Raw genomic sequence first — 13804 nt, 5'->3', positions numbered from 1 at the left:
GACATACCTACCTTTTTAGTAGAAAAAACACGTACTGCGTTGACTGTTGAGCCAGTCCGCCCGAGGGCGACAGTACACTTCAAGTAACAATAATACGGATAACCAAATGTCCTGTCAGCAACTGGAACATGAGATTATTCGTTTTAGTGCTGCTTTGTTTGCAGGAAAGGGCAGTGCGTACACTGCCCTTACCAAATTATAGTAGTGCTGGGATGCCGAATTGCTCTTCTAGCATACCTACTGCCAGCATCGCAACCAAACAGATCACCAGTACAGAACCTGGGATCACAATACGGTCAACGAACGACAGTTTTTGTGCACGCTCTTTGTCACCAATCAGGCCGTTGTTGTCCAGTAGCATAGCCAGTGCCCATGCCAATACTGGGTTTACAACCATTGATGCAAAGATACAAATACCTGCAGATTGTGAATCTTTGGTGTCTTTCACCATCTGCACACCCGCTTCAAGTAGCGGCAGGAATACACCTACCAGCAGGGCAATACGCATTACTGGTGGCCATACCGCAACGTCCATTGGGAAACCAAGGATTGCGATAAAGATAACCAATGAACCCAGTAGGATTGCACCACCTGGAATTGGGCGCTTCGCGATCGCCGCAGGGATCATGTAAGTACCCCAAGACGACGTGATGTTACCACCACCACACGCTGTACCCACCATCTGGCGGATAGAACACATGGTCATTGTGTCATCCACATCCATCAGCACGTTGTCAGTGCGTTTTGGATAGTTCAGTTCCTGGAAAATACGGTGACCCAGGAAGTCAGGCGACCACATTGCAACAGCCAAAATTGCAAACGGCAGTGATGCAATAAAGTGCTGTAGGTTTGGCAAGCCAAGCATCCAACCGTGCTCAGTGCTGCCCCACCAGTAAACAGGGTTCAGGTTTGGTAGACCTGTTTCTGTGGTGAATGTTAGGTCGAAACCTGCGCCCAGTGCCAACGCGGTCAATAGACCGGTTACCGCACACGCAGGGATGGCTAGCCAGCGCTTACCTACGCGAGCAAGCAGGGCGTACAGTACGATATTCACCGCCAGTACAACCAGACCGACATAACCCAGGCTACCTTTCGCCACATCGGCGCTTTCTAGGCTGATTGCCCACGCCTGAATGTCGCTGATCTGGCTCATTGCGCCAGTAAAGCCTAGGAAAATTAACAAGCCACCGGCTACACCTTCACTGGTGAGGTTCACCAGTTTGGAGCCGCCTTTGAAGTAGCTCAATAGCAAGCCGAACACACCAAGAAGTAGCGCAAGAGCGAGTGGGTGTGCACCAGCCAGGGCAATGGTACCGATCAATGGAATCATCGGACCGTGGTTACCCGCTAGGTTGGCTCGAGGGTTAATGAAACCCGATGCCAAAATACAGAAAAGCAGCGCCGGGATAAGCATCTCTACACGCGCAACTTCGATTGCAAATTCTTTGCCCAGGTTGATGTGATCCCATGCTTGGGTCAGGCCATCAGCCCATGACATCATTACCGCAGAGTACATTGCGATAATACCGATAGTACCTGCCAGAGCAGGGACAAGATCTTCTAGTTCAAATCGGAAATCACGGCCAGGAAGGTTTAGCTTCCAACGACGTGGTTTCATGATTTGCAACTCATGATCAAGATAGTCTGAACGACTAGCGAAGTCAGATGCAGGGCGGTGAAGCTCCTGATAACTTCTTTCTTGTGATGACATAAGTGCCTCGTTCTACGTTAAAAAATAATTCTTATTGTTTTGATGAAATTACGACGTCATAGCCTGAAAGTGCTCATTTCAGGTGCTGCGCTACGAGCCTGTAATTAATTTTCACCAAATTTCGCCGCAGTTTACCTTTTGTCTACAAGAATGGAATTGATCTCGATCACTGTCACTAAAATATTCTAAGAAGATAACCAAAAAAAATTGAGTGTAAAGAACAAATGTGATCAGGTATGAACTGATTTTAATAGAGAAAAATATCATTTAAGGCATTATTTTCACGGGGTGTTTTTATTTAACCTTATGTTTTGAGTGGTTTTTTGTAGAGTGGGGATACGAGGGGGACAGGCGGGGTTATTGGTGATTTTGTGAATAACTGTTTGTTGAAAAATTCAACACGCTATTCAACTATTTTTGAGTTTTGACCACGCAAAAAAATGTAACCAAACAACAACAGAGACCGTGTCAGTGTGTGACTGGCACGGTCTTATTGATGTTATCGTGCTTCATCCTAGGATGAAAACAGGGGCGCAGGGGTTATTTGGCCGCGTGTGCGCGTTTTGCCGCCTGCAGTTTGTGGTAAGACGCCATCAGTTTCTGGTGTGCCGGGAACGATGCCATGCTCAGATCGCCCGCTGTCAAACCATAGAAACGAACAGAACCTTCAATTGAGCCCCACGCCGCTGCGACCGTTTCAGCGCCAAACATGCGCTCAAATACCGCTTTGTACTGTGCCGGATCGCGCTCTTCGTCCAGCGCCAGTTTCAGGCTGGTCACCAGACAACGGAAGAAACGCGCACGCTCTGCAGAGTAAGTTGACACGTTGTAGTCCACACACCAGCTCGCGTGCTCTAGTGCCAATTCCAGATCGCCACCGGCCAGTGCCAATAGGGCTTTTAGCTCACCGATACGCAAGGTTTGCCATGCATCGCCCGCTTGTGGCACCAGACCAATGATTTCATACAGACGGTTGAAATCATCAAAGCCTTCTTCTTCCAGAATCTGATACATTTCAGCGTATTGCTCGGCATCCCACTCGACGCTTGGGATAGCAAGCAAGGTTTCACGCAATTCCATCGCCACGTTGTTGTTGGCTTCGATCAGCTCTTCAACCGGGTAGATTTCAGACCAGCCCGGTACGATGATGCGGCAGCAATCCACGCCCAGGTGATCGTAATCAGCGATGTAGGCATCGGTGCCTTCTGCATGCAGTTGCGCCATCAGGTGGTTGAATTCTTCTTCTGATGTGCCGCTGAAGTTCCAGTCAACGAAGTCAAAGTCAGGTTCGCTCTTGAACAGATCCCAAGACACCAAACCTGATGAATCGATGAAGTGGGTTTCCAGGTTGTGGTGATCGCTCACTTCTTCGTTGTCGAAAGACGGCTCAGGGAACACGTCCAGATCTTTCAGACCACGGCCTTGCAGCAATTCCGTCACGGTACGCTCAAACGCCACTTCAAAGCGCGGGTGGGCACCGAATGATGCAAAGCTGGTGCTGTTTTCTGGGTTCAGCAGTACCACACAAATCACTGGGTATTTACCACCCAGTGACGCGTCGTAACACAGGATAGGGAAGCCTTCTGCTTCCAACGTATCGATAGAGGCCTTGATGCCCGGGAAGCGGTTGATCACTTCGGCAGGGATTTCCGGCAGGCTGATGCGCTCAGCAATAATGCGGTTTTTGATTTTACGTTCAAAGACTTCAGACAAGCCCTGAGTACGCGCTTCGGTCTTGGTGTTACCCGCTGACATGCCGTTAGACACGTACAGGTTGCCAATGATGTTCATTGGAATGTAAACCGTTTCTTTGTCGCTCTGGCGCTCGAACGGCAGGCAGCACACGCCGCGCTCCATGTTGCTCGATTGCAGATCCACCAGATCGGTGCCTAGCAGCTCTAGCGTTGGATCGTAGAACTGGCTTAGACGCTCATCCAGAATACCTTCTGGTGGCAGGTTATCTTCCAGATCAATCGGGAACCATTTTTCATTCGGGTAATGCACGAAATCGCCGTTTGCCACGTCTTCGCCCAGGTAGTAATCGGCGTAGAAGTAGTTGGTCGACAGACGTTCAAAGTATTCACCCAGTGCAGACGCAAGAGCGGCTTTTTTGGTCGCGCCTTTACCGTTGGTGAAGTTCATCGGTGCGTCCACATCGCGAATGTGTACTGACCAGACGTTAGGGACTGGGTTTAGCCAAGAAGCTTCTTCAATGTTAAAGCCCAGATCTTTGAGTTTGGTTTGAAAACGCTCGATAGACACTTCAAGCGCGGCGTCTTTACCCGGAATAAATGTTTGCATTATTGCTCTCGTTGGAAGATGTTGAGTGGCACGGAGTATACCCAATTCTTTGCCAGAAACCTAAATGTGATCGCCGTCAATGCAGCCAGGAAGACGGGCGGGGCAGTGGCTCTGGATGGATTGATTCTGCTATTATCGAATTATCCATCGACAGCGATTTGTGAGAGGAAAATATGGAGCTGGATGCCGTCGCGAAAGCGTTGAAAGAATTAGGACACCCGACACGACTTGGTGTGTATAAGCATCTGGTGAAAGCAGGCCACGCGGGCTTACCGGTCGGGAAGTTACAAGAAGAATTGGGGATCCCGGGATCGACCTTGTCCCATCATATTGCGGGCTTGGTGTCGGCCGGATTGCTCAAGCAAGAGCGTGACGGGCGTACCCTCTACTGTGTGCCGCAATATGACATGTTGGATGGGGTAATTGGCTTCCTGCGTGATGAATGTTGCAGTGCTGAGTCCATGTGTGAAAAGCAAGACTGACTCGCGGCGAAACAGGGCTGAGAATTGAAAAAGGGCAACCAGACGGTTGCCCTTTTTACAGTGTGCAGGTTACTGCACGGAAGTGTGAGTGGCGGGTGCGGATGTTTCAGTCGTCACTGTTGTTGGTGCTTGGCCTGCAGGCATCGCAGTGGCCTGCTGTTTGGGGCGCAATGCCAGTACATGCAGTAAACGCTCAGGCACCTGCGGCCAGGCGAGCGGGCTCGCCACAGGGTTCTCTTCATTGAACCAGCCTTCAAAGCGTGATGTGTTGTACTGGTAAAACTGCACCGTGTTGTACAACGGCACCGTGATCTGCTGGCTGGCGGTAATGCGGTTAAGCTGGCGAATGATCGCCAAACGCTGATAGGCATTGGTCGTCAGCGGGAACTGGGACAGTAAATGGTCAATTTCCGGATTCTGATAAAAGTGCATCGCATAGCGGGGGTACTGTGGCGCCTGATAGTCACTGTTGAAGGCGGTATCAAAATACTTAAACGGCGTTGACCCTTCCGGGTAGTTAGTCAGCGCGATCTGATAATCCCCCTCCGTCAGGCGTTGCACAAACCGGCTGTACTCACACTCTTGCGGCACCACATGAATACCGATGCGGCCCAGCATCTCACTGACGAGCAAAGCGGTAGTATTGAAATCTGACCATCCGTACGGGGTGAGCAGGGACAGGGTCAACGGCTTGCCGGAAGGCAGTTCCCGCCACCCGTCACCATTGTGATCCACGATCCCCAATTTATCTAAGCGATTGGCGGCCAACTGCGGATTGAACGTCATGAATGGCAGGTATTTTTCTGTGCTGACCGGATCAACCCAGTTTTTAAATTGCGGACTGACCCCAGAGGCATAGCGTGACGGCTCCCCCTGACCAAATGCAGCAATATCAATCAGTAACTGGCGCTGAATCGACATCGACACGGCGCGGCGGAACTGGACATTAGAAAACACGTCCCGAATTTCGGGATTGGCGGTTTTGAAATTGAACATAATGCTGATGTTACTGGCTGGCGGCAGCCAATATTTAAAGTTTGGCGAAAACGACGCATAGCGGCGATCAATGTCAGGGATAAAGCTGCCACTCCAGTCAAATTCTCCATTCGCGATACGGCGAATGAATTCCTCATTGTTGCTCACTTTCGGGTAGCGCAAGCAGTCAATATGGCGCTGATCAGCCTGCCAGTAATACGGGTTGGCACATTGCACATATTCCTCGTCATCCATATGGCTGATTTCGGTAAACGGCCCGGTACCGATCGGATGTGCATTGGTGTAGGTGGTAATGTCTTTGACGTTGTCCCATTGGTGCTTAGGCACAATCGGCTGTAGCACGAGGGTGTAGGCCACCAGTGCATTCGGTTTTTTCAGCTTGATATACACTTCATGGGAGCCACGTTTTTCCACGTAGTCGATCCACTGGTAGATCGCATTGGCATCGAGATCAGGACGTTGTTTGGTGAGAGAAAATGAGAACAACACATCATCGGCCGTAAACGGTGTGCCGTCAGACCATTTCACGCCTTTACGCAGGGTAAAGCTGATCCCTTTAAGATCTTTATCCAGTCGATAGTGTACCGCCAGACGGTATTCTGGCTTGTTGTTCTGCAGAGTATTGAAAATGATCAGTGGCTCAAAAATGAATTGATGCGTGGTTGGCATGCTGAGCTTGGAGAACGGGTTAAAGTTCGCGACGATCTGATCCTGATGCTCCGGCACAATGGTGAGAATAACCGGTTTTTCTGCCGCGTCATTACTGGCATGGCTGAAGACAGAAAAGAAAATTGAAACAAGGACTAAGCTGCAAGGTATGCCGTCAGTAACTTTTTTCAAGAGAGAGCTAATCATGGTTTATCCGTTAATCATGGAGCTAGGCGCATTTTATCCGCATAAGCTATCGTATGTATAGGCTTGAAGCAAATTGAAATTATGCTTCCATTTGATTTTTTATGCGTGTTGTTTGAATTATTTTTCTGTTGTATGGGCGGTAACGGGGCGTGTGTCTCGTGGCTGAGCATGGCTGGCGTGCCTTGTGAGTGTGCCGAATGGCTGTGCTTAACGGTGAATGGGGTTATGAATTGGGGGGGAAAGAGGCGTATGAAGCGTGAGTGTGCAGTACATCAGGCCGTCCAAAAACCGTTGTTGATAGCAAGCTGGCGTGCGGTGAGTGGCCGTCTTCGCGATCTCTGTCTTGTGATCCTTGTCTTGCTTGGACACACCATCACGGTGAAGGCCAGTGTTTCACCTCCGCCACAAGAGACCGTGCGTTTTGCGGTAGAAGGGGCGTACCCTCCCTTTAGCTGGACAGAGCCAAATGGTCGGGTCATGGGCTTTGATGTGGATATTGCTCATGCGCTGTGTCGTGAGATGGCGGTACGCTGTGAGATTGTGGCGCAAGCGTGGCCGGATCTGATCCCTGATTTGTTAACTCACCACTATGACGCGATTATTGCAGCGATGTCGATCACTGAAGCGCGGCAGCAACAGGTGGCGTTTACCGAAAAATATGCCCAGTTGCCCAGCCGGTATGTGGCGCGGCGCGATGCTGATTTAACCTTCACCCCTGAAGGCTTGCAAGGCAAGGTGCTCGGCGTGGTCAAAGATACCGTGCAAGATGATTACGTAACGGCACAGTTTGGGCTGACAAACCGGATCATTCGTTCTGCAACCATGGAAGGAGCGCATGCCGATTTGGTCAAAGGACGAGTGGATGCCGTGCTCGGTGAAGCGCCTGTGCTGGAAGCGGTAATGTTGAATGTGCCGGGCGGGCAGCAGTTTGGTTTTGTCGGACCGTCATTGAGTGATCCACAGTGGTTTGGTAACGGGTTTGGGATTGCAGTACGGCCGGATGATACCCGGTTGCGACAGCGCTTGAATGAGGCGATTACTGCCATTCGTGCCAAAGGCATCTATCAGAATATTGCTGCGTCGTATTTCAATTATGATGTGTATGGACGTTAAAAGGGCTGTCCGTAGACGCAATAAAAACAACGCCACGGGAGGTGGCGTTGTGAAGTGTGTGGATGGCATGCCGCATTGTGTAATGCGGGCGTTATCATGTTAAACGGCGACGTCGTCGTACAGCGTAATGCCGGTTAAGGCGGCCACTTCCTCAATGTATTGACGCACACGAGGCGGGAATTGGATCCCTTTGATCACGGTGTGATTACGCAGTGCTGGAAACAGGTTGACGTCATCGTAGCTCAGGCGGTTATCACGCTCTGAAGGCAGTGTTAACCAATCCAGCGCCTCGTAACGGGTATTTAGCCCAGCCAGATACTCCTCGCTGCGGGCAAACGCCTGATCAAACGGTTGTTCAATCATGGCGGTTTTGTTTTTGATGAACCAGTCTTTTGCCGCTTGTGAGCCAAACTCCGGCAGGCTGATCATCATCCAACGCGGGAATAACAAATTGCCACTGTCAGGGCGAGCCTGTGCCATCCATGCATCAATACGCTCGCTGTGTTGAGCGGGCGCAAGTTGCGGATGGCCGTCCAGCGCATCCAAATACGCCGCAATGTCCAAGCTTTCTGCCATGTAGCTGCCGTCAGCTTTTTGCAAAATAGGCACTAAATTGGCACCTACTTTGTCGATACGTGCATCCACATCGTGGTTTTGTAAATACACCAGTGTGACATCCAGCTGTTTGTAACCCGCCACCATCATGGCTTTGATGCAAAACGGGCAGTGATCAAATACGAACAGTTTCATTGTCTCTCCTTAACCCTGGTACGTGTGAGAATTCTTGGCGAAACGGCGCGACGTGCTTACTGGAACGTTGACCAGATCGGCGCGTGATCAGACGGTTTTTCAATACCACGCAGTTCATAGTCAATGCCCGCGTCCACACAGCGTGCGGCCAATGATGGCGTTGCCAGGATCACGTCAATACGCAGGCCACGATTGTCATCAAAGCCTTTCGAGCGGTAATCGAACCACGAGAACTGATCATCAACGGTTGGGTGCAGTTGGCGGAAGGTATCGACCACGCCCCAGTTCAGCAGGGTGGCCAGCCATTCACGTTCAATCGGCTGGAAAGAACACTTACCGGTTTTCAGCCAGCGTTTGGCGTTAGCCGGGCCAATGCCGATATCTAAATCGATAGGGCTGATGTTGATGTCGCCCATGATGATCAGCTCATCATCAGCTGTATGGTGGCCGTTTAAGTAAGTCATCAAATCGGCATAGAACTTCTCTTTGGCCGGGAACTTGGTTTCATGGCTAACATTATCACCCTGCGGGAAGTAACCGTTCAGCACCGTCAGCGTTTTACCGTTTTCTTGCGCAAAAGTGGCCATGATCATGCGGCGTTGCGCGTCTTCATCATCGGTCGGGAAGCCTTTACGCACTTCCAGTGGTTCTTGCTTACACAGCATCGCGACACCGTAGTGGGCTTTTTGGCCGTGGAAGTAGACTTTGTAGCCCATGGCTTCAACGTCTTCTAGCGGAAAGGCTTCATCGTGCACTTTGATTTCTTGTAGGCCGATCACATCCGGCTGGTGTTTGTCGATGAGCGCTTTAAGTTGGTGAAGACGGGCGCGTAATCCATTGATGTTGAAGGAGATGACTTTCATTTTATTATTCCAATTGTGCGTTGGCGTTAAGCCAGTGTCCGGAAGGCAACCTCATAGCGGTATGAGGTGACAGGAATGGAAAAAATACTAACACACATTGTGAGCAGGAAGTGAAACGTCGTGTGTAAAAGATCTCGTCTATGCTGAACCATGATTCATCTCGATCACAACTGAGGAGTCAGCGATGGGTATTTTTTCGTGGATCATTTTAGGGCTACTGGCAGGGGCGTTAGCGAAGTGGTTAATGCCGGGTGATGATGGGGGCGGTTGGATTGCCACCATGGCACTGGGGATTGGTGGTGCCTTTGTGGGCGGTTGGGTCGGTTCGTTCATTGGCTTGGGTGCGGCGACTGGGGTGAACATCGGCAGCTTGGTGACGGCGACCTTAGGCGCGTTCATCTTATTGTTTATTTATAACAAGTTCATTCGATGAAGTCGCGTACGGAGCCCTGATCGTCGCTCTTATCTTGTTCAATTATTTTGAATGAGTCGGTTCAATTTGCCCTGCCGACATGTACGGACAATCTTCCTATACTCGTTTTAACACTGGAATGCGATTGAACCGATGAGGAATGAACGATGGGTAAGTTAGTACAGGGTGTGTGGCATGATGTGTGGTATGACACCGAGAGCAATGACGGCAAGTTTATCCGTGAAGATGCCGGTTTTCGCCACTGGTTGACACCGGATGGCCAGCCGGGCCCTGAGGGGAAACAAGGTTTTCAGGCTGAATCTGGCCGATATCACTTGTATGTGTCACTGGCTTGCCCGTGGGCGCATCGAACATTGGTGATGCGTCAACTGAAAGGCTTGGTGCCACACATTGATGTCACGGTAGTCAGCCCGGATATGCTGGAGAAAGGCTGGGCCTTTGAGCAGCCTGAACCACTGTATGGGCTGGATTTTCTGCATCAGTTGTATACGAAAGCCAAGCCGGATTACACCGGTCGTGTCACAGTGCCTGTGCTGTGGGATAAGCAGACAGAGACGATCGTCAGCAATGAGTCGTCTGAGATCATGGGGATGTTTAATACCGCCTTTAATGGGATCACTGGCAATACGGATGACTATTATCCGGCGGCCTTGCAGGATGACATTGAGCAATGGAATGCGTTGATCTATCCGGCGATCAACAATGGCGTGTACCGCTGTGGGTTTGCCACCACGCAAGCGGCTTATGAAGAGGCCTATGAAAGCTTGTTTGCCGCGCTGGATCGAGTGAACGCCCATTTGGCAACACACCGTTTCTTAACTGGCGACCAGATCACCGAAGCGGACTGGCGGTTGTTCACTACATTAGTGCGTTTTGATGCGGTGTATGTGGGGCACTTTAAGTGTAATAAGCGCCGTATTGCCGATTACCCGCATTTGCAGGATTACCTCAAAGCCTTGTATCAGCAGCCGGGCATTGCTGACACTGTCGATATCGCCCATATCAAACGTCACTACTACTTCAGTCACGCGACGATTAACCCGACCCGTATTGTGCCGGTTGGGCCCGATCTGGATTTCACCTCAGCCCATTCGCGAGGTTGATGCACCGTGAGTAAAGTGTGCTTGGTCGTTGAGCAGGCAAGCTTTTTGGTTATGCGGTTGTCGCACTGGGTGTGCGGGGCAATAAAGCCGTAATACGCGGATCACCACAGTCTCTGTCTGAGGCATCTTGTATCGACGGAAAGCGGTAAGCCAATGTGTGACGGTGCCAAGGGGCGGAGACCGTCGTGCGGTAGGCCGCCCATTGTGTCAGTAAGCGTTGACGCCAAGCGGCCAGTGAGTCGGGCAGTGGCATACCTTGAATGGCCAGCAGTGCGTCAGCATCCGGTGTCTGCCCCAGTGTTAACTGGCATTGCAGATAGCCCAAATTGGCTTCACTGCACAGTGGATACACTTTTAAGATATTGCGATAGTGGCTCACTGCCTGATGCGGTGCAATCGTCAGCAGTGTTGCGGCATCATGCAGCTGACTTTCCAGCGGTGAGAGTGCTTGAATGAGTGCAGCATTGGCATTGAGTGCCTGCAAGCGTTGCGCACTGTGCTCATCAAATTGATCCCGGTTGGCCAATACCCGTTTACAGGCGGTGATCAATTGGATCTCCCCAAGGTGCATCAATACCGGCAGTGCATCCGCCAAGATCACTGAAGGCAAACGCGAAAGCTGATTAAAATAGCCGGACAATCCCATCAATATGCGTCGCTTGGCCTTGAGCGACTGCTGATTGCCCAGTTGCAGTCTTGCCATTACCACATGTCCGTAGCAGCTTAAGTAAGGTCGCTGTGCAGGCAGTAACCGACGCTGCGCTTTGTGATCAATCCCCTTTAATGCCTGCTTCAATTCACGCTGAAAAGCGGCCGACGACTGCGCGAAGTAGGTTCCTTCAAAAATGGCCATGTATTTTGCCAAACTGACTACCCAGCCCACATCGATGATCGGTAAATGACTGGCCAGTGTTCGCCCGGCTTTGATCAATAACTCGGTGTTATCTGTTCGAGCAGCTAATTGCGCTACTTTGAGTGCGCGATGATGAATGCTTGGGGTAAAGGCAAAGACCTGTTTCGCAATGGCCAACGCTTGGTGCAATTGGCCGTTTTCCGCCAGATAATCCGCCAGCTCATCATACAGGGGTAAGTGTAACGGTGTGCGTGTTAGCTGGGTTTCCAGTAAACGGATGGCTTGCGCGACATCACCTTGCTGGTGGACGCTGCGGGCGTGAAACCGTTGCCAGTGTGCATTGGGTGGCTGGGTTTGCCATTGGGCCAACGAGGCATCCAGCGCAGCCCATTGTTGGGTTTGTATCAGCAATGACCACAGTAACTCCGCCAGTTTCGGGTGATAGCCGTGATGCGATAGGGTGTGCTGGCATAAGCGAATCGCCTGTTGGGGAGTCTTCTGCGCGATAGCGTCATAAATCGGCTGGCGGCGAGTGATGTCTTGTAACGTTTCAGCCAAGGTTTTTTGTACGCGCTGCGCGGTCAGGGGTTTTGTCAGAAAGGCATCCGGCTCAAGGGTCAGGCCGGTCAGGATCACTTCGGTACAGCGATCGCCAGAGAGCATCACCAGTCCGCAAAAAGGCGTGATGTGTTGGCGTTTTTTCAAAAGATGAATCAGCTCCGGGCCGGTGATGGGACCGTCGAGGTGATAATCCACAAACAGTATCCGATAGGCATGTTTTCGGCAGGCCGTGATAGCTTGTCGGTGATCGTGGGCAATATCCACGTCTTTTACCCCCAGTGTTTGGAGCACGCTTTTCAGCATGAGTGCTGCACTGGGTTGATCATCAACAATGAGTACGCGTGCTGACGCGAGGCGAGCCGAAAGAGTAGACATGTCCTTGTCCGTTACTGTGTGTCCTGTTTTTAGTGTAGAAGGTGTACAGAAAAATAGGTAACGGTTGGATGGATAATGCGAGAGACAAGCGGCTTTTTAAGCCAGCATCCGTGCTTTTGGGCTTAGAGTGGACGATGTGACGAATGGCGTGAAGTGAGAGGCTTGGCGGTGGTTTTGTTTTCTCGCATTGCCGCGAGCATTTTTTGTCTCACGGCGCGGAGGTGTTCATCGTGCTGCTTGCGAATGATAAGGCGAACGTGTCGTTTATCTTGGCTCATGACTTATTTCAACCGAATGTACGTATCGCAGGTGTTGCAGTAGTAAATCGCCTTATAGATAAAGCGTTGGAAGATATTGCGCTTAATTTTCACCAGTGCCGGGTGGTGACAGGTGTGGTTCTCTTTGCTCATTGTGGGTAATGGTGCCGATATTGATGGTCTAACGTTTGAAAGTACTGCGTGATACTGCTTACTGCTCCATCGTGTCTTTTGTTATCGCCTTTGCTGTAACACGGTTGATCGTGCATTGGCTATCGCACTGTCTATCGGTCGTTACCATATTGGCTATCACGTAGACATGGCGATATAGAGCGAAAAAAAAGAGGCGTCCATTCCCCAAAGCAGTCTTAATAAAAGATGCAAGAAATACACATTTGCTGAGTACATCACTCAAGTTTCAGCCAAGCGCGCAAATGGACTATGACACCCCTTCGTGTGCTTGGCTGAGGGAAATCTTAGAGGCTGACAGTCAGAGGGAGAAGTTATAGCGACGTTATAAAAACTGTGAGCATGCGTTTGACGACAAACGAAATATTTATTATTTAAATCAATGTTTTGATGTTTTTTTATGGGTAATGACAGGCGCTGACATTTTTTGTGAGGTCAAATGGCGAGTGGTTGAGGACAAAAGTAAGGGGGGATGTCAGGAAAATGTTATACGTTATTCCCCTTCATGCTTGTTTGTGAAGAGTCACTAAGGGCGGGTGTCAGACGTAACTTGTCGTGATATCGATAGGTAAAATGGAAGGCATGCAGAGAAGGTACAAGCAAGGCTGAATGAGGTGAACGATTCATTAGCGCAATGCTATTTTCTGGGGAGAGAACCAGGGGGCGTCAGTGGCAACCAAAGCCTTGAATATCAGGGGGCTGGGAATGCGCGGGAATTCACGTTCAACGATGGTATCCCTTATTGGCTTTACTGATTAGGCCAGCAGCATGGAGTCTGTGAGATTGTCTCATGGTGATGGGTTTAGCGTTCTCACCGGTTTAGGGCAATATCGTAGGAGAGAGGTGAAAACAGTTTATACGGCGTATTTCCAATGTATTCATAGCGTATTTACAGCGTACCGATATGAAAAAAGCCAGTCGCTTTCGCAACTGGCTTGAAGGATGGTGGAGGGAGAAGGATT

11 protein-coding genes are annotated in these 13804 nt (G+C 50.4%); 5 read left to right on the top strand and 6 right to left on the bottom strand.

Annotated features, from left to right (window positions below):
• Window positions 1-196: 196 nt before the first annotated feature.
• Together ABT58_RS17735 and ycaO are read right to left on the bottom strand one after the other, a co-directional pair.
• Window positions 197-1711: a DUF3360 family protein gene (locus ABT58_RS17735; protein ID WP_047875783.1), complete on the bottom strand. Its 1515-nt coding sequence runs from the start codon at window positions 1709-1711 to the stop codon at window positions 197-199.
• 540 nt (window positions 1712-2251) lie between these two features.
• The gene (ycaO, locus tag ABT58_RS17730; RefSeq protein WP_047875782.1) at window positions 2252-4012 is read right to left on the bottom strand and encodes a 30S ribosomal protein S12 methylthiotransferase accessory factor YcaO; all 1761 of its coding nucleotides are present in this window, start codon (window positions 4010-4012) and stop codon (window positions 2252-2254) included.
• Window positions 4013-4185: 173 nt separating this feature from the next.
• On the opposite strand from ycaO, the gene ABT58_RS17725 reads away from it, so the two are divergent.
• Window positions 4186-4494 (top strand): ArsR/SmtB family transcription factor, encoded by a 309-nt coding sequence (locus ABT58_RS17725; protein ID WP_047875781.1) that lies wholly within the window; start codon window positions 4186-4188, stop codon window positions 4492-4494.
• A gap of 69 nt (window positions 4495-4563) precedes the next feature.
• Here ABT58_RS17725 and ABT58_RS17720 read toward each other — a convergent pair whose 3' ends face one another.
• Window positions 4564-6345, bottom strand: a complete 1782-nt coding sequence (locus ABT58_RS17720; RefSeq protein ID WP_082211149.1) for an ABC transporter substrate-binding protein — start codon at window positions 6343-6345, stop codon at window positions 4564-4566.
• Window positions 6346-6594: 249 nt separating this feature from the next.
• Between ABT58_RS17720 and ABT58_RS17715 the strand changes: the two genes are divergently transcribed.
• Window positions 6595-7458: a transporter substrate-binding domain-containing protein gene (locus ABT58_RS17715; RefSeq protein ID WP_053063134.1), complete on the top strand. Its 864-nt coding sequence runs from the start codon at window positions 6595-6597 to the stop codon at window positions 7456-7458.
• A 99-nt stretch (window positions 7459-7557) separates the two neighbouring features.
• Here the strand turns inward: ABT58_RS17715 and grxB are convergent, their stop codons facing one another.
• Both grxB and xthA read right to left on the bottom strand, forming a co-directional pair.
• Window positions 7558-8208 (bottom strand): glutaredoxin 2, encoded by a 651-nt coding sequence (gene grxB / locus ABT58_RS17710; RefSeq protein WP_047875780.1) that lies wholly within the window; start codon window positions 8206-8208, stop codon window positions 7558-7560.
• 56 nt (window positions 8209-8264) lie between these two features.
• A complete protein-coding gene (gene xthA / locus ABT58_RS17705; RefSeq protein WP_047875779.1) occupies window positions 8265-9071 on the bottom strand; it encodes an exodeoxyribonuclease III in 807 nt (268 codons plus the stop codon).
• 184 nt (window positions 9072-9255) lie between these two features.
• Here xthA and ABT58_RS17700 point away from each other — a divergent pair, with 184 nt between their 5' ends.
• A complete protein-coding gene (locus tag ABT58_RS17700) occupies window positions 9256-9504 on the top strand; it encodes a GlsB/YeaQ/YmgE family stress response membrane protein (protein WP_047875778.1) in 249 nt (82 codons plus the stop codon).
• 146 nt (window positions 9505-9650) lie between these two features.
• The gene (locus tag ABT58_RS17695; protein WP_047875777.1) at window positions 9651-10607 is read left to right on the top strand and encodes a glutathione S-transferase family protein; all 957 of its coding nucleotides are present in this window, start codon (window positions 9651-9653) and stop codon (window positions 10605-10607) included.
• A 49-nt stretch (window positions 10608-10656) separates the two neighbouring features.
• Here ABT58_RS17695 and ABT58_RS17690 read toward each other — a convergent pair whose 3' ends face one another.
• Window positions 10657-12396, bottom strand: a complete 1740-nt coding sequence (locus ABT58_RS17690) for a response regulator (protein WP_053063133.1) — start codon at window positions 12394-12396, stop codon at window positions 10657-10659.
• A gap of 230 nt (window positions 12397-12626) precedes the next feature.
• Between ABT58_RS17690 and ABT58_RS24120 the strand changes: the two genes are divergently transcribed.
• On the top strand, window positions 12627-12815 hold the full coding sequence (locus tag ABT58_RS24120) for a hypothetical protein (RefSeq protein WP_146147278.1): 189 nt from the start codon (window positions 12627-12629) through the stop codon (window positions 12813-12815).
• Window positions 12816-13804 lie beyond the last annotated feature (989 nt).

Origin of the sequence: Photobacterium aphoticum (assembly GCF_001029435.1) — a bacterium.
GTDB lineage: Bacteria > Pseudomonadota > Gammaproteobacteria > Enterobacterales > Vibrionaceae > Photobacterium > Photobacterium aphoticum.
The sequence above is the reverse complement of the archived record's forward strand: the minus strand, read 5'-3'. Positions and strand labels throughout refer to the sequence as shown.